Annotated in this window: 20 protein-coding genes; 12 read left to right on the top strand and 8 right to left on the bottom strand. The window is 55.1% G+C overall.

Annotation, left to right across the window (positions count from 1 at the left end):
- Positions 1–13 precede the first annotated feature (13 nt).
- From metA to aceK, 4 genes are all read left to right on the top strand, one after another.
- Positions 14–943 (top strand): homoserine O-acetyltransferase MetA, encoded by a 930-nt coding sequence (metA, locus tag N7922_RS23250; protein WP_263098479.1) that lies wholly within the window; start codon positions 14–16, stop codon positions 941–943.
- Positions 944–1,188: 245 nt separating this feature from the next.
- A complete protein-coding gene (gene aceB, locus N7922_RS23245; RefSeq protein ID WP_263098478.1) occupies positions 1,189–2,790 on the top strand; it encodes a malate synthase A in 1,602 nt (533 codons plus the stop codon).
- A 34-nt stretch (positions 2,791–2,824) separates the two neighbouring features.
- Positions 2,825–4,129, top strand: a complete 1,305-nt coding sequence (aceA, locus tag N7922_RS23240; protein ID WP_263098477.1) for an isocitrate lyase — start codon at positions 2,825–2,827, stop codon at positions 4,127–4,129.
- 48 nt (positions 4,130–4,177) lie between these two features.
- A complete protein-coding gene (gene aceK / locus N7922_RS23235) occupies positions 4,178–5,926 on the top strand; it encodes a bifunctional isocitrate dehydrogenase kinase/phosphatase (RefSeq protein ID WP_263098476.1) in 1,749 nt (582 codons plus the stop codon).
- Position 5,927: 1 nt separating this feature from the next.
- On the opposite strand, the gene N7922_RS23230 is transcribed toward aceK, so the two are convergent.
- The 4 genes from N7922_RS23230 to iclR are packed head-to-tail and all read right to left on the bottom strand — an operon-like array spanning position 5,928 to position 9,050.
- Positions 5,928–6,860: a phosphatidate cytidylyltransferase gene (locus N7922_RS23230; RefSeq protein ID WP_263098475.1), complete on the bottom strand. Its 933-nt coding sequence runs from the start codon at positions 6,858–6,860 to the stop codon at positions 5,928–5,930.
- Positions 6,853–7,509 (bottom strand): lysophospholipid acyltransferase family protein, encoded by a 657-nt coding sequence (locus tag N7922_RS23225; RefSeq protein ID WP_263098474.1) that lies wholly within the window; start codon positions 7,507–7,509, stop codon positions 6,853–6,855. The genes N7922_RS23230 and N7922_RS23225 overlap by 8 nt, the downstream gene beginning before the upstream one ends.
- Positions 7,506–8,168 (bottom strand): CDP-alcohol phosphatidyltransferase family protein, encoded by a 663-nt coding sequence (locus tag N7922_RS23220; protein WP_263098473.1) that lies wholly within the window; start codon positions 8,166–8,168, stop codon positions 7,506–7,508. Before N7922_RS23220 ends, N7922_RS23225 begins: the two co-directional genes overlap by 4 nt.
- Positions 8,169–8,225: 57 nt before the next feature.
- Positions 8,226–9,050 carry a glyoxylate bypass operon transcriptional repressor IclR gene (gene iclR, locus N7922_RS23215; RefSeq protein WP_061498942.1) on the bottom strand — a complete coding sequence of 275 codons (825 nt, stop codon included), beginning with the start codon at positions 9,048–9,050 and terminating at the stop codon, positions 8,226–8,228.
- Positions 9,051–9,244: 194 nt separating this feature from the next.
- Here iclR and metH point away from each other — a divergent pair, with 194 nt between their 5' ends.
- From metH to rluF, 5 genes are all read left to right on the top strand, one after another.
- Positions 9,245–12,931 carry a methionine synthase gene (gene metH, locus N7922_RS23210; protein WP_263098472.1) on the top strand — a complete coding sequence of 1,229 codons (3,687 nt, stop codon included), beginning with the start codon at positions 9,245–9,247 and terminating at the stop codon, positions 12,929–12,931.
- A 356-nt stretch (positions 12,932–13,287) separates the two neighbouring features.
- A complete protein-coding gene (locus N7922_RS23205; RefSeq protein WP_263098471.1) occupies positions 13,288–13,971 on the top strand; it encodes a hypothetical protein in 684 nt (227 codons plus the stop codon).
- The gene (locus tag N7922_RS23200) at positions 13,955–14,422 is read left to right on the top strand and encodes a hypothetical protein (RefSeq protein ID WP_263098470.1); all 468 of its coding nucleotides are present in this window, start codon (positions 13,955–13,957) and stop codon (positions 14,420–14,422) included. Before N7922_RS23205 ends, N7922_RS23200 begins: the two co-directional genes overlap by 17 nt.
- Positions 14,423–14,588: 166 nt before the next feature.
- Positions 14,589–16,220, top strand: coding sequence for a Na/Pi cotransporter family protein (locus tag N7922_RS23195; RefSeq protein ID WP_263098469.1), 1,632 nt, complete (start codon positions 14,589–14,591; stop codon positions 16,218–16,220).
- Between the two features lie 172 nt (positions 16,221–16,392).
- Entirely contained in the window at positions 16,393–17,256 is an 864-nt protein-coding gene (gene rluF, locus N7922_RS23190) for a 23S rRNA pseudouridine(2604) synthase RluF (protein WP_263098468.1), read from the top strand.
- On the opposite strand, the gene N7922_RS23185 is transcribed toward rluF, so the two are convergent.
- From N7922_RS23185 to rtcR, 3 genes are all read right to left on the bottom strand, one after another.
- Entirely contained in the window at positions 17,257–17,529 is a 273-nt protein-coding gene (locus tag N7922_RS23185) for a DUF3811 domain-containing protein (RefSeq protein WP_061498925.1), read from the bottom strand. It abuts the gene before it with no gap.
- Between the two features lie 158 nt (positions 17,530–17,687).
- Positions 17,688–18,632, bottom strand: coding sequence for a ketopantoate/pantoate/pantothenate transporter PanS (gene panS / locus N7922_RS23180; RefSeq protein ID WP_263098467.1), 945 nt, complete (start codon positions 18,630–18,632; stop codon positions 17,688–17,690).
- Between the two features lie 132 nt (positions 18,633–18,764).
- Positions 18,765–20,351, bottom strand: a complete 1,587-nt coding sequence (gene rtcR, locus N7922_RS23175; RefSeq protein WP_263098466.1) for an RNA repair transcriptional activator RtcR — start codon at positions 20,349–20,351, stop codon at positions 18,765–18,767.
- Between the two features lie 476 nt (positions 20,352–20,827).
- On the opposite strand from rtcR, the gene N7922_RS23170 reads away from it, so the two are divergent.
- From N7922_RS23170 to N7922_RS23160, 3 genes are read left to right on the top strand one after another with little or no spacing between them, the layout of a single operon-like run.
- Positions 20,828–21,970 carry a slipin family protein gene (locus tag N7922_RS23170; protein WP_263098465.1) on the top strand — a complete coding sequence of 381 codons (1,143 nt, stop codon included), beginning with the start codon at positions 20,828–20,830 and terminating at the stop codon, positions 21,968–21,970.
- Positions 21,960–23,186: an RtcB family protein gene (locus N7922_RS23165; RefSeq protein ID WP_263100991.1), complete on the top strand. Its 1,227-nt coding sequence runs from the start codon at positions 21,960–21,962 to the stop codon at positions 23,184–23,186. Before N7922_RS23170 ends, N7922_RS23165 begins: the two co-directional genes overlap by 11 nt.
- 17 nt (positions 23,187–23,203) lie before the next feature.
- The gene (locus tag N7922_RS23160; protein WP_263098464.1) at positions 23,204–23,995 is read left to right on the top strand and encodes a nucleotidyltransferase domain-containing protein; all 792 of its coding nucleotides are present in this window, start codon (positions 23,204–23,206) and stop codon (positions 23,993–23,995) included.
- Positions 23,996–24,081: 86 nt separating this feature from the next.
- Here N7922_RS23160 and lysC read toward each other — a convergent pair whose 3' ends face one another.
- Complete coding sequence (lysC, locus tag N7922_RS23155; protein WP_263098463.1) at positions 24,082–25,431, bottom strand: lysine-sensitive aspartokinase 3; 1,350 nt, start codon at positions 25,429–25,431, stop codon at positions 24,082–24,084.
- Positions 25,432–25,513: the final 82 nt, after the last annotated feature.

The following is a 25,513-nucleotide window of genomic DNA, read 5'->3' as shown; positions in this document are numbered from 1 at the left end:
GAGGATATAAGTTATGCCGATTCGGGTGCAGGACGAGCTGCCAGCCGTCAACTTCTTACGTGATGAGAATGTCTTTGTAATGACAACCTCGCGCGCAACAGTTCAGGAAATTCGTCCGCTGAAGGTGCTTATCCTCAACCTGATGCCGAAGAAAATTGAGACGGAAAACCAGTTCCTGCGCCTGCTGTCGAACTCGCCGCTGCAGGTGGATGTGCGTCTGCTGCGTATCGACTCACGCGAGTCGCGCAATACGCCCGCTGAACACCTGAACACCTTCTATTGTAACTTCGACGAGATCTGTCACGAAAACTACGATGGCTTGATCGTCACCGGCGCGCCGTTAGGGTTGGTGGAATTCAACGATGTTGCCTACTGGCCTCAAATCGAGCAGGTGCTGGAGTGGGCAAAAGATCACGTCACCTCAACGTTGTTTGTCTGTTGGGCGGTACAAGCCGCATTAAACATCCTCTATGGCATTCCTAAACAGACCCGCAGCGAAAAACTCTCAGGCGTATACGAACATCGCATTCTTCATCCTCATGCCCTACTGACCCGTGGTTTTGACGATGTATTCCTTGCTCCACACTCCCGTTATGCCGACTTCCCGGCCGCATTGATCCGTGATTACACCGATCTGGATATTCTCGCGGAAACCGAAGGCGGAGACGCCTATCTGTTTGCCAGCAAGGACAAACGTATTGCCTTTGTCACGGGGCACCCGGAATACGATGCCAACACGCTGGCGAGTGAGTTCTTCCGCGACGTAGATGCTGGTCTGAGTCCGGAGTTGCCGTACAACTATTTCCCGAAAGACGATCCGCAGAACACGCCGCACGCTTCCTGGCGCAGCCACGGTAATTTGCTGTTCATCAACTGGCTTAACTACTACGTCTACCAGATCACGCCATTCGATCTGCGTCATATGAATCCGACGCTGGATTAAGCGTTTCAGCCCTGCACTACAGGCGCCTTCGGGCGCTTTTTTATTTCCGAAAATCACTTCACAACCAAATAAAACTATAACTTCTATGTTATCAGTAAGTTAATTTCATTTTAAATTAAAAATGGAAATTGTTTTTGATTTTGGAAAAATAATTAGCCAGGATTGATCCTGCTGAACGAAAACTGCACACCCGATCTTCGTTCGCATTGGGAAATGTCTTCGATGCACAAATGAGGAGCCGTACCATGACACAACAGGCGACAACAACCGATGAACTGGCCTTTACGCAGCCCTATGGCGAGCAGGAAAAACAGATCCTCACGCCTTCAGCGGTGGAATTTCTGAGTGAGCTGGTTACCCGCTTTACGCCAAAACGCAATCAGTTATTGGCTGCGCGTCTGCGCCAGCAACAGCAGATCGATGCCGGTACGTTGCCTGGTTTTATTTCGGAAACAGATTCCATTCGCGAAAGTAACTGGACTATCCGCGGTATCCCTGGCGATTTACTCGATCGTCGGGTGGAGATCACCGGGCCGGTTGAGCGCAAAATGGTCATCAATGCGCTCAACGCGAATGTGAAAGTGTTTATGGCGGATTTTGAAGATTCGCTGGCACCGAACTGGGAAAAAGTGATCGACGGGCAGATCAACCTGCGCGATGCGGTTAACGGCACCATCAGCTATACCAACGAAGCAGGCAAAATCTATCAACTCAAACCCAACCCGGCGGTACTGGTTTGCCGCGTACGCGGTTTGCACTTGCCAGAGAAGCACGTCACCTGGCGTGAAGAAGCCATTCCCGGCAGCCTGTTTGATTTTGCGCTCTACTTTTTCCACAACCATAAAAACCTGCTCGCTAAAGGCAGCGGTCCCTATTTCTATCTGCCAAAAACCCAGTCCTGGCAAGAAGCAGCATGGTGGAGTGAGGTCTTTAGTTTTACGGAAGACCGCTTTAACCTGCCGCGCGGCACAATCAAAGCAACCTTGCTGATTGAAACCCTGCCGGCGGTATTCCAGATGGATGAGATCCTGCATGCCCTGCGTGACCATATCGTCGGGCTTAACTGCGGGCGCTGGGATTATATCTTCAGCTATATCAAAACATTAAAAAACTACCCGGATCGCGTACTGCCCGATCGCCAGGTCGTGACGATGGACAAACCGTTCCTCAGCGCTTATTCCCGCCTGCTGATCAAAACCTGCCATCGTCGCGGCGCGTTTGCGATGGGCGGCATGGCGGCGTTTATCCCCAGCAAAGATGCAGAACGTAATAACTGGGTACTGAACAAGGTAAAAGCGGATAAAGAGCTCGAAGCCAAAAACGGTCATGACGGTACGTGGATTGCCCACCCGGGTCTTGGCGATACGGTGATGGAGGTGTTTAACGCTGCACTGGGCGACCACAAAAATCAGTTGTCGGTGAGCCGTGAAGAGGATGCGCCGATCACCGCTGATCAACTGCTGGCGCCTTGCGAAGGCGAACGTACAGAAGAAGGCATGCGTGCCAACATTCGTGTGGCGGTGCAGTACATCGAAGCGTGGATCTCCGGTAATGGTTGCGTGCCGATTTACGGCCTGATGGAAGATGCCGCCACAGCGGAAATTTCCCGCACGTCCATCTGGCAATGGATCCACCACGAAAAAACGCTGAGCAACGGCAAAGCGGTGACCAAAGCGCTGTTCCGCCAGATGCTGGCTGAAGAGATGCTGGTCATTCAGGAAGAGTTGGGTGAACACCGCTTTAGCAGCGGGCGGTTTGATGATGCCGCGCGCCTGATGGAGCAGATCACCACCTCTGATGAGCTGATCGATTTCCTGACGTTGCCTGGCTACCGCCTGTTAGCGTAATTCACCCACCTGTCACACTATGGAGCATCTGCATATGAAAACCCGTACCCAACAAATCGAAGCATTACAAAAAGAGTGGACACAACCGCGCTGGGAAGGCATTCGCCGCCCCTATACGGCGGAAGAGGTGGTGAAATTACGTGGCTCGGTAAACCCGGAATGTACGCTGGCGCAACTCGGCGCCGCCAAAATGTGGCGCTTGCTGCATGGCGAGTCGAAAAAAGGGTATATCAACAGCCTTGGTGCGTTGACAGGCGGCCAGGCATTGCAACAGGCGAAAGCGGGTATTGAAGCCGTGTATCTCTCCGGCTGGCAGGTGGCGGCAGATGCAAACCTGGCCTCCAGCATGTATCCGGACCAGTCGCTGTACCCGGCAAACTCGGTGCCATCGGTGGTGGAGCGCATCAATAACACCTTCCGCCGTGCGGATCAGATCCAGTGGGCGGCAGGCATTGAACCTGGCGATCCGCGCTTTGTGGATTACTTCCTGCCGATCGTTGCCGATGCCGAAGCCGGTTTTGGCGGGGTGCTGAACGCATTTGAACTGATGAAATCGATGATCGAAGCCGGTGCAGCGGCGGTTCACTTCGAAGATCAGCTCGCCTCGGTGAAAAAATGCGGCCACATGGGCGGTAAAGTGCTGGTACCAACCCAGGAAGCCGTACAGAAACTGGTTGCCGCGCGCCTGGCTGCGGATGTGCTGGGCGTACCAACATTGCTGGTCGCCCGTACCGACGCCGATGCCGCCGATCTGGTGACCTCCGACTGCGACCCGTATGACAGCGCGTTTATTACCGGTGAGCGCACCAGTGAAGGTTTTTATCGTACCCACGCCGGTATCGAGCAAGCCATCAGCCGCGGCCTGGCGTATGCACCGTATGCCGATCTGGTGTGGTGCGAAACGTCAACGCCGGATCTTGAGCTGGCCCGCCGTTTCGCCGAAGCCATCCACGCGAAATTCCCCGGCAAACTGCTGGCCTACAACTGTTCGCCATCGTTTAACTGGAAGAAAAATCTCGACGACAACACCATCGCGCGTTTCCAGCAGGCGCTGTCGGACATGGGGTATAAATTCCAGTTTATTACCCTCGCGGGCATCCACAGTATGTGGTTCAACATGTTCGATTTGGCCCACGCCTATGCACAAGGTGAGGGGATGAAACACTACGTTGAGAAGGTGCAACAGCCGGAGTTCGCTGCAGGTAAAGAGGGCTATACCTTTGTTTCGCATCAGCAGGAGGTCGGTACGGGCTACTTCGATAAGGTGACCACCATTATTCAGGGCGGAACCTCTTCGGTCACCGCGCTGACCGGGTCGACGGAAGAAGCACAGTTCTGATCTGTTCTCCCTCTCCCTGCCGGGGAGAGGGACAAATGAGGGAAAGCTATGTCGCGTGGCCTGGAACTGCTGATTGCACAAACGATCTTACAGGGCTTCGATGCTCAATATGGTCGGTTTCTGGAAGTGACCTCCGGCGCGCAGCAGCGCTTTGAGCAGGCTGACTGGCAGGCCGTCCAGCAAGCGATGAAACAGCGTATTCACCTCTACGATCATCATGTGGGACTGGTGGTGGAGCAGTTACGCTGCATCACAGACAGCCAAAGCCCGGATGCCGCTTTCCTGCTGCGGGTAAAAGAGCACTACACCCAGTTGCTGCCGGACTATCCACGCTTTGAAATTGCCGAAAGTTTCTTTAACTCCGTCTATTGCCGTCTGTTTGATCACCGTTCGCTGACGCCGGAACGCTTGTTTATCTTCAGTTCGCAGCCCGAGCGGCGTTTTCGCACGATTCCACGACCGCTGGCGAAAGCATTCTGGCCGGAGCGCGGTTGGGAAGCGCTGCTGACCAAAGTCCTGTCTGATTTACCGCTGCGTCTGCCCTGGCAGGATAAAGCGCGCGATGTCGGTTATATCGCGGCACATCTGACGGATGCATTTGGCCCGGAAACCCTGAGCCAGTCGCATTTGCAGGTCGCAAACGAGCTGTTCTACCGTAACAAAGCGGCCTGGCTGGTCGGTAAGCTGATCACGCCGGTGGCGACGCTGCCCTTTTTGTTGCCGGTTCACCGCAGCGATGACGGGGAACTGTTTGTTGATACTTGTCTGACCACCCACGCCGAAGCCAGCATCGTGTTTGGTTTCGCCCGCTCCTATTTTATGGTCTATGCCCCGCTGCCTGCGGCTACCGTGGAGTGGCTGCGTGAAATCCTCCCCGGAAAGACCACCGCAGAGCTGTACATGGCGATTGGCTGCCAGAAGCATGGCAAAACGGAAAGCTACCGCGAGTATCTGAACTACATCAACGCCAGCGATGAGCAGTTTATTGAAGCGCCGGGGATCCGCGGTATGGTGATGCTGGTGTTTACACTGCCGGGCTTCGATCGGGTATTCAAGGTGATCAAGGATGTGTTCCCGCCGCAAAAGGAGATGAGTGCGGCTCATGTCCGCGCCTGCTATCAGTTGGTTAAAGAACACGATCGTGTCGGGCGCATGGCCGATACGCAAGAGTTTGAAAACTTCGTGCTGGAAAAGCGGCAAATTTCACCGGCGTTAATGGCGTTATTACAGGAGCAGGCACCGGGCAAGATCACCGATCTCGGCGATCGCATTGCGATAAGCCATCTCTATATTGAGCGGCGGATGGTGCCGCTCAACCTGTGGTTTGAGCAGGTCAAAGGCCAGCAATTGCGCGATGCGGTGGAAGAGTACGGCAATGCCATTCGCCAACTGGCCGCCGCCAATATCTTCCCCGGCGATATGTTATTTAAAAATTTCGGCGTCACCCGACACGGGCGGGTAGTGTTCTATGACTATGACGAAATTTGCTATATGACCGAAGTGAATTTTCGCGATATCCCTGCACCGCGCTACCCGGAAGATGAGCTCAGCGCCGAGCCGTGGTACAGCGTGACCCCAGGGGATGTTTTCCCGGAGGAGTTTCGCCACTGGCTGTGCGCCGACCCGAAAATTGGCCCGCTGTTTGAGGAGATGCACGCTGATTTACTGCGTGCTGACTACTGGCGCGGGCTGCAAATGCGCATCCGCAACGGGCATGTGGAAGATGTTTACGCCTACCGCAGGCGTCAGCGCTTTAGCGTACGCTTTGGCGCGACCGCGCTGCGGCAGGCGGGATAGATTAGGTAAAGTAGTAACGCACCACATGGAAGAAAATGGGGGCGGCGAAACAGAGTGAATCGATTCTGTCCATCATGCCGCCGTGCCCTTCGAGCATTGCCCCAAAATCTTTTACCCCGCGATCGCGCTTAATGGCCGACATGCACAACCCGCCAAGGAAGCCGAGCAAGGTGATCAGCAGCGAAATCACAAACGCCTGCCAGGGGTTGAACGGCGTGATCCACCATAACCCGGCCCCCACCAGACTGGCGCTGAGAATGCCGCCAACAAAGCCCTCAACCGTTTTATTGGGACTCAGTTTTGGCACGATCGGACGTTTGCCCCACAGCTTACCGAACACATACTGCAGCACGTCCGAGATTTGCACGACAATCATCATAAACAGCACCAGTTTGATGTTCTGGCCGCTGTAACCGGGAATAGACAACATCAACAACGCGGGCGCATGACTGACGCAGTAGACCGCCATCATCAGACTCCACTGGATTTTCGCGCTGCGCTCGAGGAAGTGATGCGTATCGCCAGCGATGGCCAAGCGAGCCGGAATAAACAAAAACGCATACACCGGGATAAAAATGACGAACACGGCGTACCACTGAATACCCACCAACAGATACTGCACGGGCAAAATAATAAAGAAGCACCAGAACAACGCTTCGTGATCGCCACGACGGGTCGGCATCAGCGTAATGCATTCGCGCAGCGCGAAAAAAGACATCAGCGCAAACAGCACTACCGAGCCGATTGGGCCAATCAGCATGGCGACCACCGACACGGTGCACATCAGCCACCAGGCGCGGATACGGGCGTTAAGATTGGCAATCGTGGCGTTTTGGTAACAGCGCGACAGGACAAAACCAATCGCGCTGGCGACGGCAAGCAGGATAAACAGCCCGCTCAGCAGCAGGCGCAGCTCAGCATCAACATTAATCATGAGTCAGTGCCTCCAGAGCCTCTTTTGCGCGCGTTAAAAATTCCCGCTTTGTCTCCTGCTCCATCGGGCCGGAAATCGGTTCGCCAAAGGTTGCCGTGCAGATGATAGGCACCACCAGACGCGACCCTTTCGGCAATACACGGTTCATATTCTCCAGCCATACCGGAACCAGTTGCACCTGCGGCATACGCTGCGCCAGATGGAACAGCCCGCTTTTAAAGGCGGCGACTTCATCGCCGGTTCCGCGTGTCCCTTCCGGGAAGAAGATCAGCGAATGGCCTTGCTCCAGCTTTTCTGTCAGCGGTTGTAAGGGATCGCGCGGCGTCGTTGTCTCTTCAGACGCTGCCGCCTGACTGCGTCGCTCGACCAATACTGCGTTAAAAATGCGCGTAGCAAGATAGCGGCGCAGCGCGGTCTTGTTCCAGTAATCCGCCGCTGCGACAGGATGAACGTGATGGCGCAGCGCACGGGGAAAGCTGGCCCAAATCACCAACCCATCCAGGTGGCTACTGTGATTCGCGTAGTAAATGGTGGGCTGTTCCGTTTCCGGCAGCGCACGCCAGAAGGCTTTTACGCCTGTTAACAAGCGGCAAAGGCTCACAAAAAACGCCCGCACCACCGTCTTATCCACAGAGAAATGCAGACTCATTGCGTATGCCCCTGATGAAGAGACTGAATAATGTGCCGGGTTCGGCGTACGGTGGTCCATGCCGCGCCAACGGCAATCAGCACCAGCGCGCCAAGCAGGGTGGGTTGCCCCCACTGCGGCAGCACGATAGCGATGGCGGTTGCCGCAGTCAGCAGCGCCATACGGTGCTGCTTCGCCATCGGTCCACTGAACTGCTGCGCCAGCCCACAGGTGCCGCCAAGCAGGCGGACATACGCGGTAAATAAGGCGAACAGCGAAGCCGCCCAGCCGAACTCCACGCCAGCGGGAACGGCTATCAGACCGTAACCCGCGCCAAGAAACAGCACACTGTCAGACACGCGGTCAGGCAACTCATTAAAAACGGCGCCCGCCGGGCTACGCAGGCCGCCTTCTACAGCAACCATGCCATCCAACAGGTTGCAAATAAGCCGCCCCTGGATACCGACGATAGCTAACAGCAACAGACCGCGTTGCAGGGTGATATTTTCAACCTGCCAGACCGCGAGGAAGCAGAGACAAGAGAGCAGCGCAAACACAATGCTGAACAGCGAAATGGCGTTTGGCGTGCAGCCCTTTTGGCGTAAATACCGGGCAGCGGCCGCCGCCCAGCGTGTATTGCGCGTCCGGACCGGACGGCGATCGTGAACTTCCCTGGTCATCGGAAGCATCCCGTAAGATGAGTAAAAAATGGACGGGCAGTATATAACCTTTTGAAGTTAACGCATTCCCCCAAATTCCAGGGTAACCTCTTTTGCCCCGCGGATCACCATCGCCCCCAGTTCCGTCACGCGATCGTCGGTAATGCGCGACAGTGGCCCGGAAATAGAGATAGCCGCAAACGGCTGACCATGCTCGTCATAAATACAGGACGCCACGCAGCGCAGGCCGAGCGCGTGCTCTTCATCGTCAAACGAATAGCCCCTTTTGCGCGTCTGGGCGAGATCCTCTTTCAGGTGCACTGGCGAAACCAGCGTCGCATGGGTATAGGCATGTAGCCCTTTACGATGCAGTAAGCTGCTGACCTGTTCATCATTCAGATTCGCTAAAAACGCTTTACCCGCGCCGGAAGCATGCATCGGCAATTTACCGCCAATGGGCGCTGACATGCGCATCAGTTGGGTACATTGCACTTGATCGATAATAATTGCCTGATGATCGCTTTGATCCAGCACGGCAAGATTGACCGTTTCCCCGGACGCTTCCATTAATTTACGCAGGATCGGGTGCACAATGGCCATCAGGTTGCGGCTCTGCAAAAAGCTGCTGCCAACGATAAACGCATGCGCACCCACCGACCAGTGGCCCAAATCGCCAACCTGGCGAACAAAGCCCAGTTGCTGCATGGTGGTCAGTAAACGGTGGGTGGTGGAGTTCGGCAAACCTGCCTGCTGCGCCAGCTCGGTCAGTGCGACGCTGCCGTGGGACTCGGCTATCCATTCCAGCAGTTTCAGGCCGCGGGTCAGTGACTGGACTTGCCCACCGGCTGGTGCAGCGGGAGTCGTGGCTTTTCTACCCCGTTTAGCGGGAACGGAAGCAACCATGGCTGGCTCCTTTTTCTGTATCGTGGAAATCATTTTCGTTTTAAGTGAGTATAACGCAACTCCGTTGCAGACTGATCGGATGAGTGATGCTGAACATCTCTCATGTTAACCCGGCTCCGCTTTTCCGGTCTGTTACTTTGTGCCAGTATGTCCTGCTGGCCTTTTGGCCTGATTGAGCGTTGTCGGGAGCACGTGTGAGCAGCAAAGTTGAGCAACTGAAACAGCAATTAAACGAAAGAATTCTGGTTCTGGATGGGGGCATGGGCACCATGATCCAGAGCTACCGTTTGAGTGAGCAGGATTTTCGCGGCGAGCGCTTCGCCGACTGGCCCTGCGATCTGAAAGGTAACAACGACTTGCTGGTGCTCAGCAAGCCGGAGGTGATTGCCGCCATCCATGACGCCTACTTTGCGGCGGGCGCCGACATCATCGAAACCAATACCTTCAACTCAACGACCATCGCCATGGCGGATTACCAGATGGAATCCCTGTCGGCGGAGATCAACTTTGCCGCGGCCAAACTGGCCCGCGCCAGTGCGGACAAGTGGACTGCGCAAACCCCGGACAAGCCGCGTTACGTGGCGGGGGTACTTGGCCCGACCAACCGCACTGCGTCTATCTCACCGGATGTGAACGATCCGGCGTTTCGTAACATCTCGTTTGATCAACTGGTCGCCGCTTACCGTGAGTCGACCAAAGCGCTGGTGGAAGGCGGATCGGACCTGATCCTTATCGAAACGGTGTTCGATACGCTGAATGCCAAAGCGGCGATCTTCGCCGTTAAAGAGGAGTTCGATGCGCTGGGCGTCGATCTGCCGATCATGATTTCCGGCACCATTACCGATGCGTCCGGGCGTACGCTCTCCGGTCAGACGACCGAAGCGTTTTATAACTCGCTGCGCCACGCCGATGCGCTCACTTTCGGCCTGAACTGCGCGCTGGGGCCGGATGAATTGCGCCAGTACGTGCAGGAGCTGTCGCGCATTGCAGAATGCTACGTTACCGCGCACCCGAACGCCGGTCTGCCGAATGCCTTCGGCGAGTACGATCTGGATGCCGACACCATGGCCATGCAGATCCGCGAATGGGCGGAAGCGGGCTTCCTGAATATTGTCGGTGGCTGCTGCGGCACCACGCCAGAGCATATCGCCGCCATGAGCCGCGTGGTGGCGGGTTTGCCGCCGCGTAAGCTGCCGGACGTGCCTGTCGCCTGTCGTCTGGCGGGACTCGAACCGCTGAATATTGGCGACGACAGCCTGTTTGTGAACGTGGGCGAACGTACCAACGTCACCGGTTCTGCTAAATTCAAGCGCCTGATTAAAGAAGAAAAATACAGCGAGGCGCTGGACGTCGCACGTCAGCAGGTGGAAAGCGGCGCGCAAATCATCGACATCAACATGGATGAAGGGATGCTCGATGCAGAAGCGGCGATGGTGCGTTTCCTCAATCTGATTGCCGGTGAGCCGGACATTGCCCGGGTACCGATCATGATCGACTCCTCCAAATGGGAGGTGATCGAAAAAGGGCTGAAATGCATTCAGGGCAAAGGCATCGTCAACTCCATCTCAATGAAAGAAGGGATTGAGCCCTTTATTCACCATGCGAAGCTGGTTCGCCGCTATGGCGCGGCGGTTGTGGTGATGGCGTTTGATGAAGTGGGCCAGGCGGATACCCGCGAGCGCAAAATCGAAATCTGCCGTCGCGCTTATCACATCCTCACCGAAGAGGTGGGCTTCCCGCCGGAAGACATTATCTTCGACCCGAACATTTTCGCTGTCGCAACCGGCATCGAAGAGCATAACAACTACGCACAGGACTTTATTGGCGCGTGTGAAGATATCAAGCGCGAGTTGCCGCATGCACTGATCTCGGGTGGCGTCTCTAACGTGTCGTTCTCCTTCCGTGGCAACGATCCGGTGCGTGAGGCGATCCACGCCGTGTTCCTTTATTACGCTATTCGCAACGGTATGGACATGGGCATCGTTAACGCCGGGCAGCTGGCTATCTATGACGATCTCCCTGCGGAACTGCGCGATGGCGTAGAAGATGTGATCCTCAACCGCCGCGACGATGCGACGGAACGTATGCTCGAACTGGCGGAAAAATACCGCGGCAGTAAAGCCGCCGACGACGGCGCTAACGCACAACAAGCGGAATGGCGCAGTTGGGACGTGAAAAAACGCCTCGAATATTCGCTGGTTAAAGGCATTACGGAATTCATTGAGCTGGATACCGAAGAAGCCCGCCAGCAGGCGGCGCGCCCGATTGAGGTTATCGAGGGGCCGCTGATGGATGGCATGAACGTGGTCGGCGATCTGTTCGGCGAAGGGAAAATGTTCCTGCCGCAGGTGGTGAAATCCGCCCGCGTGATGAAACAGGCGGTCGCGTATCTGGAGCCGTATATCGAAGCCAGCAAGGAGCAGGGTAGGAGCAACGGCAAGATGGTGATCGCCACCGTAAAAGGCGATGTGCACGATATCGGGAAAAACATTGTTGGCGTGGTGCTGCAATGTAACAACTACGAGATTATCGATCTCGGCGTGATGGTGCCTGCCGACAAGATCCTGAAGACCGCGCGTGAAGAAAACGCTGACCTGATTGGTCTCTCCGGTCTTATCACACCGTCGCTGGACGAAATGGTCAACGTGGCGAAAGAGATGGAGCGCCAGGGCTTTACCATTCCGTTGCTGATTGGCGGTGCAACCACCTCGAAAGCGCACACGGCGGTGAAAATCGAGCAAAACTATAGCGGGCCGACGGTGTATGTGCAGAACGCTTCGCGCACCGTGGGCGTGGTGGCTTCCCTGCTGTCCGACACCCAGCATGATGATTTTGTGGCTCGCATCCGTAAAGAGTATGAAACCGTGCGCATCCAGCACGCGCGTAAAAAACCGCGTACACCGCCGGTGACATTGCAGGCGGCGCGGGAGAACGATCTGGCTTTCGACTGGGCGAGCTATACGCCGCCCGTGGCGCACCGACTGGGCGTGCAGGAAGTGACTGCCAGTATTGAGACGCTGCGCAACTACATCGACTGGACGCCGTTCTTTATGACCTGGTCGCTGGCGGGGAAATACCCGCGCATTCTGGAAGATGAGGTGGTGGGCGAAGAGGCAAAACGCTTGTTTGCCGACGCGAATGAGATGCTCGATAAACTGAGTGCGGAAAAGCTGCTCAATCCGCGCGGTGTGGTGGGGCTGTTCCCGGCGAACCGCGTGGGCGATGACATTGAAATCTACCAGGACGAAACTCGCACGCAGGTTCTGACAGTGGGTTGCCATCTGCGTCAGCAAACAGAAAAAGTGGGCTTTGCTAACTACTGTCTGGCGGATTTCGTTGCGCCAAAACTGAGCGGCAAAGCGGACTATATCGGTGCGTTCGCAGTGACTGGCGGGCTTGAGGAAGATGCGCTGGCGGAGGCCTACGATGCAGCGCATGATGATTACAACAAAATCATGGTGAAAGCCGTCGCCGATCGTCTGGCTGAAGCGTTTGCCGAATACCTGCATGAGCGGGTGCGTAAAGTTTACTGGGGCTATGCACCCAATGAAAACCTCAGTAATGACGAGCTGATCCGCGAAAATTATCAAGGGATCCGCCCGGCTCCTGGTTACCCGGCCTGCCCGGAACACACTGAAAAAGGGACTATCTGGCAACTGCTGGATGTGGAAACGCATACCGGCATGAAGCTGACGGAGTCTTTTGCGATGTGGCCTGGCGCATCTGTTTCCGGGTGGTATTTCAGTCATCCGGACAGCAAGTATTTCGCCGTGGCGCAACTGCAGCGTGATCAGGTTGAAGATTATGCGCGGCGTAAAGGCATGCCGGTGGCGGAGGTTGAACGCTGGCTGGCGCCCAATTTAGGCTACGACGCGGACTGATTACCGAAGGGCATTTTTTTAAATGCCCTTTTTCTTTGTTATTTCATTTGTGCGAAACAATTGTGAAGCAAACATAATACAAATTGAAACTAAGAACATTCTTAAAGTTAGATCTTTTCTTAGACCCTTGTTCCTCTTCATGCGTATGATAGTCGTTCGGCTAAAAGGCAAGATTGCTTACTCTTTTACGTTTCATTTAATTGTCATAAATTTAACTTAGGTATTATAAAATGGATATTTATGATATAAGAAAAAGAAATCTATTGCCGAAGGATTTTGAAAACATCCTGGCCCCGGATATCGCGAAAAATATAATCAAAAAGGAATATTTTATTGAGAGCAGCCCGAATAATATTTTGGGCAGTATTGACGGTTACACCATAAAACGACATCACGGTTTTAAGTATGGATTGCCGCACGATCCGTTAGGTCATCAAAAAGAAAAACATATTGATAACCTGGTGGATAAAGGCGTGGTGGTGGTCGCGCGGCCGAATGTCAGTACGCGCAGCCGCTTCTATTATCCTTTCTTTATTGCCGAGAATGGCGATCTGTTTTGTGTGCAACCTCTGTCGTTTAACGCCGTGTTTATCAGAACGATTCTGAACGGTTTTAAAGACAGCGTGGCGATGCATGGCCGCCCGGCGCCTACGCGTAGCGGCTTTGCGCCAGTGACGCCGGAGTACGGGCCAGGTTACTGGAAAACCAGCGAAAATGATTACCATGGCGTGAAAAACGCAGCGATGATGCTGATCAACCGGGCAACCAGCATGGGCGATGAAGGGCGGGTATTTGGCTCCGAGGGTAAGGATTATATGAATACCTCGCGTGACAAGGTTCAGTTATGGACACCCATCCCGGACAGCGTGGCATCGGACACTCGCGAAATCCTCTATACTCGTTCGGTGATCCGGCGTTATGGCGAGAAGCGCGCGGTGTACCAGAAATATCTTGAAGGGGATGATGCCTGGGCGCAGTCGGGTAAATCATGGCAATGGATTCCAGGCGTAAGGGATGAGGATTATGAGTTTAAAAAATAAAGTATTGGTATTTTGGGGAATTATGGATGGGCTGGCATTAGTCAGTTATTTCTTCTTTTCGCTGCAAAGTGGCAATGTTCCTTTTTATTCCGATGTAAGCGGTTTTTATACCAATTATTCGCAGTTGGGGGTCAGTGGTTTGATGGGCGGGATTATTCAGGTGATGTTTTTTATAAATATCGCGCTGATCGTCTCGTTGTTTTTTTCCTGCTGGTCGCTGATCGTGAAAAAAGATATTCATAATATCTTCTTTATTGTGCAGGAAATAGCCCGTTTATTATCATTAAAATGTTCGTTGGCGTTGATTCCGCTGTTTATGCACTTCACTGGCGTTAGCGCCGCGTGGGGAGCGTTCCTGCTGTTTTTTGTGTCAGAGGCGTTGAAAATCGGTTCGGTGGTATGGGCCAAACGCAACCACCACCCGCATGCTGATTCCGCGATTACCGGCTAAATCTCCGTTTCTGTCACAAAATTGTCATTTTCCCTTACAACTCACAGGGCGTCAGCGCGGCGTCCTGCGTTTTTCCCGGCTTTAACGCCTTATACTTACATTCATAATGTTGACGTTATCTTCGTGGGTAACACGCAACGCATAATGATAAGGAGGACCGGATCCTGTGTTGACTTTGCTCCATCTGCTTTCCGCTGTGGCGCTGCTGGTATGGGGGACGCATATTGTCCGTACTGGTGTGATGCGCGTGTTCGGCGCGCGTTTACGCACTGTTCTCAGCCGTAGTGTTGAAAAAAAACCGCTCGCGTTCTGTGCGGGCATTGGCGTTACCGCTCTGGTGCAGAGCAGTAACGCCACCACGATGCTGGTGACCTCGTTTGTGGCGCAGGATCTGGTGGCGCTTACCCCGGCATTGGTGATTGTGCTCGGCGCGGACGTCGGGACCGCCTTGATGGCGCGCATTTTAACGTTCGATCTCTCGTGGCTGTCGCCGCTGCTGATTTTTCTCGGTGTGATTTTCTTTCTCGGACGTAAGCAAACCCGCGAAGGGCAACTGGGTCGCGTCAGTATCGGTCTGGGGTTGATCCTGCTGGCGCTGGAACTGATTGTGCAGGCGGTCACGCCAATCACTCAGGCGAATGGCGTACAGGTGATTTTTGCGTCGTTGACGGGCGACATCATGCTCGACGCGCTGATTGGCGCGGTATTCGCCATTATCAGTTACTCCAGTCTGGCGGCGGTGTTGCTCACGGCGACGCTGACCACCGCAGGTATTATCTCTTTCCCGGTGGCGCTGTGCCTGGTGATCGGCGCGAATCTTGGCTCCGGTCTGCTGGCGATGCTGAATAACAGCGCCGCCAATGCCGCGGCTCGCCGTGTCGCGCTCGGCAGCCTGCTGTTTAAGCTGGTGGGTAGCCTGATTATTCTGCCGTTTGTGCATATGCTGGCGACCTCGATGCAAAAACTGCCACTGCCGGAAGCGGAACTGGTGATCTATTTCCATGTCTTTTACAACCTGATCCGCTGCCTGGCGATGGTGCCGTTTGCCGGACCGATGGCGCAGTTCTGTAAACGGATCATCAGCGAGGAGCCGGAACTGGATGCGCGTCTTAAACCGAAGCATCTCGACAGTTCTGCGCTGGACACCCCAACCCTTGCGTTGGCCAATGCCGCCCGGGAAACGCTGCGTATGGGCGATGCGATGGAGCTGATGCTGGAAGGGCTGCATAAAGTGATGCACGGCGAACCGCGGCAGGGAAAAGAGCTGCGCAAACAGGCCGATGACGTCAATGTGCTGTATACCGCGATCAAGCTCTACCTGGCGCGCATTCCTCAGGGAGAACTGGCGGAGGAGGAGTCAAAGCGCTGGGCGGAAATTATCGAAATGTCGCTCAACCTTGAGCAGGCCGCTGACATTGTCGAGCGAATGGGCAGTGACATCGCGGATAAATCACTGGCGGCGCGGCGTGCTTTCTCCCTTGATGGCCTGAAAGAGCTGGATGCGCTGCACGAACGGCTGGTGGGGAATCTGAAACTGGCGATGTCGGTATTTTTCTCCAGCGATATCTCCAGCGCTCGCCGTCTGCGCCGCAGCAAGCACCGTTTCCGCATTATGAATCGCCGTTTCTCGCATGCGCACGTTGATCGCCTGCATCAGCAAAACGTGCAGAGCATTGAAACCAGTTCGCTGCACCTTGGCTTGCTGGGCGACATGAAGCGCCTGAACTCTCTGTTCTGTTCCGTGGCTTACAGTGTGCTGGAACAACCGGATGAAGACGACGAACGCGACGAGAATTAACCCGTGCTGTGCCGTGCCCACGGGCACGGCCTGTCTGTTTTTTTATCGCGCCTTTCGCTGCGCTGAAAACCCGACTTTTACTGCGGTAGTGCACAAATTCGATTATGCGGCGTAAAAATCCATTTTTATCTCTCCCGTAAGCCAGTTATATTCCGCTTTTACAGGAGAATGTATGCTGCCAACCCAATCAACACGTTTAAACAAATACATCAGCGAAAGCGGGATTTGCTCACGCCGCGAGGCTGACCGTTACATCGAACAGGGCAATGTCTTTATTAACGGCAAGCGCGCCGGTATTGGCGATCAGGTTGTCGCCGGAGACGTTGTGAAAGTGAATGGTCAACTTATCGAACCGCGGAACGAAGAAGATCTGGTGTTTATCGCGTTGAATAAGCCCGTTGGCATTGTAAGCACGACGGAAGATGGCGAAAAAGACAATATTGTTGATTTTGTTAATCACAGCAGCCGTATCTTCCCCATCGGTCGGTTAGACAAAGATTCCCAGGGGCTGATTTTTCTCACCAACCACGGCGATCTGGTGAATAAAATCCTGCGTGCCGGCAATGATCATGAGAAAGAGTATCTGGTCACGGTGAATAAGCCGGTTACCGATGAGTTCGTGCGTGGTATGAGCGCGGGTGTGCCGATCCTCGGCACGGTAACCAAAAAGTGCAAGGTCAAGAAAGAAGCGCCGTTTACCTTCCGCATCACGCTGGTGCAGGGGCTGAACCGCCAAATCCGCCGGATGTGTGAACACTTTGGCTATGAAGTCACTAAGCTGGAACGCACGCGCATTATGAACGTCAGCCTGACCGGGTTACCTCCGGGTGAGTGGCGCGATCTTACGGATGATGAGCTGATTGCGCTGTTTAAGCTGATTGAAAACTCAACCTCAGAAGCGAAGCCGAAAGCAAAAGCGAAACCGCAGGCGGCGAAAAAACCTGCGGTGAAAGTGGCAAAGCCCGAAGAGAAAAGCAGGGCCAAACCGGCGGGCAAACGCTTTACCCAACCGGGGCGGAAAAAGAAAGGGCGCTAATCAGCGCCTGCCGCGCGTTGAGGTGTTCGCGGACCAGGAAAACGTCGTGTTTTCGTCCGGTTTATAAGCCTGCTGTTTTTTCACCTGGCGGGCTTTCTTCGCGGCCACTTCACGCTGCGCCATCAGTTTATCGATGTACTCTTTCTTTACGTGATTCGCTTCAGAGTTGCTGAGCGGGCGTCCGTGTGCGATGCGGGCGCGGTCGAGCAGCGTTTTCAGCTCCCGCTGCTCACTCTCCGTCATCTCTTTTTGCGTCAATCTGGTCAGTGCCATAGGACTCTCTCCCTGGGATGTGTTTCGAGTGTACGCGATGTCCAGGTATTGTACATGTGTGGGGCGCACAACTCTGGAAAGCGCCCCCGCGTTGCCGATAAACGGTCATGTTACGCTTGATGCGCAGAGCACCGTATTGGACAAGCCTGGCAGACCGGTTATTCGCGCTCTGTCACCGCTTCTGTTTTCCGCCCATCCACCGGTTTACCGGACCAGTAGCCTGCCAGCAGCGAGCCGGACAGGTTATGCCAGACGGAGAACAGTGCACCCGGCAGTGCCGCGAGTGGCGAGAAGTAAATTTTCCCCAGTGCGGCCGCAAGGCCGGAGTTCTGCATCCCCACTTCAATGGCCAGCGTGCGGCAGGTGGACTCGTCAAACCCGAACAGACGCCCGCCCCAGTAACCACCGAGCAGACCGATGCTGTTATGCAGGATCACGGCGGCGATAACCACCAGACCGACCGAGGCAATATACGCGGCGGAACCGGCAACCACGGCGCTGATAATTGCCAGAATGCAGACCATCGAGAACGCAGGCAACCAGGGTTCCACGGCCTTGACCAGGCGCGGGAACAGGTGGTGGATCACCAGCCCCAGGCCAATCGGGATCACCACAATTTGCAGGATGCTTAGCAGCATTCCCATCACATCCACCTGAATATGCGCATCCACATACAACCGCGTCAGCAGCGGCGTTGCAATCACGCCAACCAGGGTGGAAACCGATGAGATAGTCACGGACAGCGCCACGTCGCCTTTTGCCAGATAAATCATCACGTTTGACGCCGTACCGCTGGCGACGCTACCGACCAGCACCATTCCGGCGGAGAGGTCTGGCGGCATTTTAAATATCAACGCCAATAGCCATGCCGCCAGCGGCATCACCAGATAGTGCAGGAAAATCCCTGCCGCGACCGGCGCCGGGCGCGCCAGAACGCGTTTGAAGTCGTCGATTTTCAGGTGCACGCCCATACCCAGCATAATCAGCATCAGCAGCGTGGTGACCCACGGGCCGATGGCAATAAACGTCGGTGGGAAGTAATAGGCGAGGACAGAGAGCAGCAGTGCCCATAACGGGAACAGCCGCGTGAGAGTTGCGAGCATGTATCTATTCCTTGCGATTGTTATGTCGTGTCGTGTTGTCTTTTTTGTAATAAGGGTCGGGATCGGGCCCGACCATAGTTATTGTTTATCGTGCTAAGGAATATTATTCAAACGAATTATGATGAAGATGTTTTATGTTGCGCTGCGTACGCTTTCCCAGCTTAACCCGAAGCGGGCAAGGTATTTGCGCAGGCGATCCGCATCATTCGGGTTCGCCTTTTTTTGCCGGGAAACCGCAAACAGTTCGCGCCCGGCTTCCGACAGCGTCTGACTGCGGCGGCAAATGGCGATCACGGTTTCCAGTTGGCGTTGATCAAAGAGATCAAGCGCGCTGAGATCTATCGGCAGCGCGGAAGAGGCCGGTGCGCCGCGCCAGTGGTGCTCCAGGCGCTGTAGCTCTTCATCGACCAGCGCGAGCGTAATGCGCCCTTGCTCGGCCAGCGTGGCCATGCGCGCAATCGATGTACTGAGTTCGCGGAAGTTTCCCCGCCATGCCGCGTGTGGCGAACAGGCGAAAGCCAGGTAGCGCTCACGGGCATCTTTATCGAAACGGATTTGTGTCTGTTGCTCCAGCGCAAAACGTTGCAACTCATACTCAATATTGGGGGCGATATCCTCCCGGCGATCTGCCAGCCCCGGCAGCGCGAAGGTCCACATATTGATACGCGCGTAGAGATCTTCGCGAAAGCGACCCTCATCCACCCACTGCTGCATATTCCGGTGTGTCCCGGCGATCAACTGGAAGTCGCTGTGTACTTCTTTATCGGAACCGAAGGGGAAAAAGTTTTTCTCTTCAATCGCTTTCAGCAGCATGGCCTGCTCATCCAGCCCCAGTTCGGCGATTTCATCGAGGAACAGTACGCCGCCATCTGCTTCACGCAGCAGGCCAGTACGTGCCTGTTGTGCACCCGTAAAGGCACCTTTCACATGGCCGAACAGCGTCGACATGGCGTTATCGCCGCGCAGCGTCGCGCAGTTCACCGCCACCAGTCGCCCCGGCACCAGGTGGCGTGACTGACGTAACTGGAAGATGCGTTTTGCCAGAAACGATTTGCCTGCACCGGTGGGGCCTGTGAGCAGGATCGGTGCCGTTGAACGCAGCGCGACGCGTTCAATCTGATCGATGAGCCGGTTAAAGGTAGTGTTGCGGGTATCAATGCCGGATTTGAGAAACGACACCGACTGCTGTTGTTCACGCTGGAAACGGCTGGTTAACGTGGCATAACGGCTTAAATCGAGATCGATCACCGAACAGACGCCAGCGGCAATCGCCTCATCAGAAGAACCTTTTGCCGCCGGGCCGGTTTGCAACAAGCTAGCGGGCAGATAACGCGCTTCCGTCAGCAAAAACCAACAGATTTGTGCGACGTGCGTCCCGGTGGTGATATGCACCAGATACTCTTCGTTGTCCGTATCGAACGGATAGTGCGTGGCGAAATCGAGAAAGGCGGCATACACCTCTTCAAAATCCCACGGATCTTTAATCGTCACCGCATGTGTGCGAACGCGGGTATCGGGGGAGAGCTGCGCAATATCGTCCGCCGCCTGCTGTGCCAGTCCTTTATCCCGCGGTTGATGCAGCAGCTCGAGACGATCAACAGGGAAATCTGGCTGCTGGCATAGCCCTACCGTTGGCCGCCATTTACGAAAGCGGTTTTGTCGTTTTCCCCGTTTATCCAGCACCGTGCCCAGTACACCAATCACCACGCGACGTTTCATGTTTATCCTGAAAGATAAAAATCGATATCTAAGGATAAAAAATACCCTCCTGACTCGCAACCGCTCTTTGCGTTTTTAAAAATAAAGTGTTTATTTATCAATTAATTAAAAATTTAATTTGCTGTTTTTTTATTTTGGCACGCATCTGGCAATAACTACTTTGTCAGCATGCTGGGTTCGCAGGGGGTAAGAGACCCCGCCGGCGCACCGGGAACGGCGCAAGTCGTTATCCAGGGGGCGTTCCGTCAGCAGAAAGACATGTGCGAAAAGTCGGTTTTCTATCGGGTTCGACTCCCGAATTCGCAACTCATTATCCCTTGAGATAACCATGATGCAGTACCCGGTAGCCAGCCGTACACGGCTACCCCCAACGACCGCCGGTAACGGCGCCGGGCGGCAGGCAAAACACCGTTTCCCCTGTGGTTTCGCCCCTGCATCCGCGGTCGTTAAGGCAAAACACGATTAAGGAGAGAGTCATGACCAATAAAATCACAATACGTAAAGGTCAGTTAGGTCTGCTGGCAAGAGAGGGCGACTATTATCAGGTGCTGGAAGCCGGTGAGCACCGCCAGCCATGGTTCAACAAGCCCGAGCTGCTGGTGGTGAATATTGACGGCAGCGACGTGGCGGAAGGCCTGGCGGAGTACCTGCGTCGTTTTCAGCCGCAATGGGTTGAGCGTTACTGCCTGGTGGCCGATATGGATACGCATGAAGCGGGTGCGCTTTACCGGGATGGCGTATTGCAGGAGATCCTGCCGCCCTCTACGCGCCGCCTGTACTGGAAAGCGGATGAAACGCTGAAACTGGTGCGCATGGACACGCGTGACGTGAGCGTGCCGACAGAGATCCTCAACGCGGTGTTACAGCCGAAGCGCGGTGCTACGGTAAAAGGTCGCGATAACATTCTGGCGGTACAGGTACCGGCATGGCATGCGGGCGTTTTAAAAGTGGATGGCGCAACGCAGGGGCTGCTACCGGCAGGTTTAAGCGGTTACTGGAAAGTGAACCACCTGGTAGAAGCGGACGTGGTGGATCTGCGCTTGCAGGTGCTTGAGGTGAGTGGCCAGGAGATCCTGACCAAAGACAAAGTCACGCTGCGCCTGAACCTGGCGGCGAACTGGCGTTATACCGATGTGCTGAGCGCATTTGCGCAGTTAAGCAAACCGCTGGATCACCTCTATCGCGAGTTGCAGTTTGCCCTGCGTGAAGCGGTGGGAACGCGCACCCTCGATGAGCTGCTGGAAGATAAGCAAATCATCGATGACGTGGTCAGCGCGCAGGTGGCGAGCCGTATGGCGGCGTTTGGTATTGAGGTGGCGTCGCTGGGTGTGAAGGACATCATTTTACCCGGTGAGATGAAAACCATTCTGTCGCGTTTAGTGGAAGCAGAAAAATCGGCGCAGGCCAATGTGATCCGACGCCGGGAAGAAACCGCCGCGACCCGTTCGTTGCTGAACACGGCAAAAGTGATGGAAAGCAACCCGGTGGCATTGCGCCTGAAAGAGCTGGAAACCCTGGAACGTGTTGCGGAACGCATCGATAAGATTTCGGTCTTCGGTGGACTGGATCAGGTATTACATGGCCTTGTGAACATCAAAGGAAGTCATGATGCAAAATAACGATTATCAGTTGCTGGCGCAGGAGAACACCGCGCCGGTGAAAATGTGGACCCACGGCGTACCGGTAGAACCGGAAGCGCGTGAGCAACTGCTGAATACGGCAAAAATGCCGTTTATATTCAAACATCTGGCAGTGATGCCGGATGTGCACCTGGGAAAAGGCTCGACCATTGGCAGCGTGATCCCTACCAAAGGGGCGATTATCCCGGCGGCGGTTGGCGTGGATATTGGCTGCGGCATGATTGCGGTGCGCACCTCGCTGCTGGCGGGGGATCTGCCGGATAACCTGAGCGGATTGCGTAGCGCCATCGAGCAGGCCGTACCGCATGGCCGTTCGGTGAACCGTGCGAAGCGTGATAAAGGCGCCTGGGAGAATCCGCCGCTGGAAGTAGATAACCACTGGGCTTTGCTGGCGCCGCGTTTTCAGCGTTTAACGGAGAAATACCCCCCATTGTTGAAAACCAATAATCATCAGCATCTGGGTACGTTGGGAACCGGTAACCACTTTATTGAAATATGCCTGGATGAACAGCAGCGGGTATGGGTGATGTTGCACAGTGGGTCGCGTGGTGTCGGGAACGCCATTGGTAATGCGTTTATTACCCTGGCGCAGCAAGATATGCAGCAGCATATTGCGAACCTGCCGGACAGAAATCTGGCTTACTTTCAGGAAGGTAGCAAACACTATGATGACTATCTGGAAGCGGTGGAGTGGGCGCAGGATTTTGCCCGTCATAACCGTGAAGTGATGATGTCGCGGGTACTGGCCGTGCTGTCGAAGACCGTCACCAAACCCTTTATGACGCAGCAGGAAGCCGTAAATTGTCACCACAACTATGTGCAAAAAGAGACGCACTTTGGTGAAGCGGTACTGGTCACGCGTAAAGGTGCGGTTTCGGCGCAAAAAGGGCAGATGGGGATCATTCCTGGCTCGATGGGGGCGAAAAGCTTTATTGTCCGCGGGCTGGGTAATGAAGAGAGTTTCTGCTCCTGTAGCCACGGCGCCGGGCGGACCATGAGCCGTACGGCGGCGAAAAAACGCTTTACGGTGGACGATCAGATCCGCGCCACTTCGCATGTGGAGTGCCGTAAAGACAGTGATGTGATTGATGAGATCCCGATGGCTTACAAAGATATTGATGCTGTGATGGCGGCGCAGGCCTCGCTGGTGGAAGTGGTGCATACCCTGCGTCAGGTGGTGTGTGTAAAAGGATAAAAAGAAGGATAAATAAGATGGAATATCAGGGCGTTGACGCCGCCATGCGTGAACGCGTGCGGCAAACATTATGCGAGGTGGAGCGGAAATACGGCATAAAAGTGTTGTATGCCTGCGAGTCCGGGAGTCGCGGCTGGGGGTTTGCGTCGCCAGACAGCGACTACGATGTGCGGTTTTTGTATGTGCACGAACCGCAGTGGTATCTGCGGGTTGAACCGCAGCGCGATGTCATCGAGCTGCCAATAGACGATGAGCTGGATGTGTGTGGTTGGGAGTGGCGCAAAGCGCTGGGGTTGCTGAAAAGCGCTAACCCGACCTTAATCGAATGGCTGGATTCGCCGGTGGTTTATCAGCAGGAGGATGCCACGCTGGCGGCGCTGCGTACGCAGGTGCCGCACTGGTTTTCACCGGTCAGAGCACGCTGGCATTACTATTCGATGGCGAAAAAAAACTTTCGTAGTTATTTGCAGGGGGAAGCGGTGCGGCTGAAGAAATATTTCTACGTGCTGCGCCCGTTGCTGGCAGTGCGCTGGATAGAAGCGGGCAAAGGAATGCCGCCGATGCGTTTTGCTACGCTGCTGGAGGGCAGCAACCTGGGCGCTCCCCTGCGTGCGGAAATCGACGAACTGCTGGTGTTAAAACAGCGGGCGGGAGAAGCGCAATACGGTCCGCGACGCCCTTTACTGCATGACTTTATCAAAACGGAACTGGCACGTGGTGAAGTGCCGGACGCGCTGCCGGAGAGCCGCAGCGGTAAGGTCAGCGATCTCGACCAGTTGTTGTACCAGACCGTGATGTCTGCCTCGTAAACGTTGCCGGATAGCACTGCACTTATCCGGCCTGCATATTCCCGCAGGCCGGATTACGCGAAGCCGCCATCTGGCAGCATCGCCTGTCACTCAAACAGATTGTGGTGCAGTTTCTGCACCACTTGCTCGGCTTCCGCGCCTGGCACCAGGAAGCAGAGGTTATGGCTGGACGCGCCGTAACAAATCATGCGGATGTTAAACGGATCCAACACGCCAAACACCTCTTTGCCCACGCCGCACGCTTTCGACAAATCGTTGCCGATCAGCGCCACCAGCGCCAGGTTCTCTTCCACTTCCACACGGCACAGTGATGAGAGCTCTGTCAGCAGCCCCTGCGTGAGTAGCGTATCGCCCGTAGACGTTGAACCAGTGGTGTCCAGCGTCAGCGCCACGCTCACTTCGGAGGTGGTGATCAGATCGACTGAAATGTTATGCCGCGCCAGAATGCCGAATACTTCCGCGAGGAAACCGCGGGAGTGCAGCATATTCAGGCTGTGCAACGTCAGTAGCGTTTGTTTGCGGCGCAGCGCCAGCGCACGGAACAGCGGCGGGTTGCTGGTTTTATTGCACACCAGCGTACCGCCTGCTTTGGGATCTTTGCTGGAACCGACAAAGACCGGAATATCGCTGCGTACCGCAGGCAACAGTGTGGCAGGATGCAGTACTTTCGCACCAAAAGTCGCCATTTCCGCCGCTTCCTCAAAGGCGATTTCATCAATACGTTTTGCTGCTGGCACCACGCGTGGATCGGTGGTGTAAATACCGGGTACGTCGGTCCAGATGTCGACACGCGTTGCGTGCAACGCTTCACCCAGCAGCGCGGCGGTGTAGTCGCTGCCGCCACGGCCCAGCGTGGTGGTGCGACCTTTGGCTTCGCTTCCGATAAAGCCCTGAGTGATCACCAGACCTTCGGTGAGGCGAGGCGCAAGTTGCTGCGCGGTCAGTTCCTCCAGCGCGGGGACGTCCGGCTCGGCGCGGCCAAAACGATCGCTGGTGCGCATGACTTTACGCACATCAAACCACAGCGCCTGCACGCTGCGTTCACGCAGCACTTCAACAAACAGCAGCGTCGACATCAACTCACCGTGGCTAACCAGCTCATCGGTCAGCGCGGTGGAGGTGGCGAGTGAGGCGGCTTCCGCAAGCGTGCTGATGTTTTCCAGCAGGCGTTCAATCTCTTCGCGGATCACGTCCGGGTTGGACATCCGCTCCAGAATATCGAACTGAATTTTACGAATAGCATCGAGTTTGACGAACCGTTCGCTGGCTTCCAGTCCTTCTGCCAGTGCGACCAGCAGATTGGTCACGCCCGCAGAGGCGGAAAGCACCACCAGGCGAACATCGGAATCGGAAAGCACCACGTCCGCACTGCGGTTCATGGCATCATAATCGGCAACGCTGGTGCCGCCGAATTTGGCGACAACTAAATTAGACATAACAACCTCGTGTCAGGGGATCCACTATTTCAGCCATGGCACAAGGGAAGAGCGAAAAACGGGGTGGGCGCAGATAGCAAAA

Origin of the sequence: Kosakonia sp. ML.JS2a, from assembly GCF_025642095.1 — a bacterium.
Lineage (GTDB): Bacteria > Pseudomonadota > Gammaproteobacteria > Enterobacterales > Enterobacteriaceae.
The sequence above is the reverse complement of the archived record's forward strand: the minus strand, read 5'-3'. Positions and strand labels throughout refer to the sequence as shown.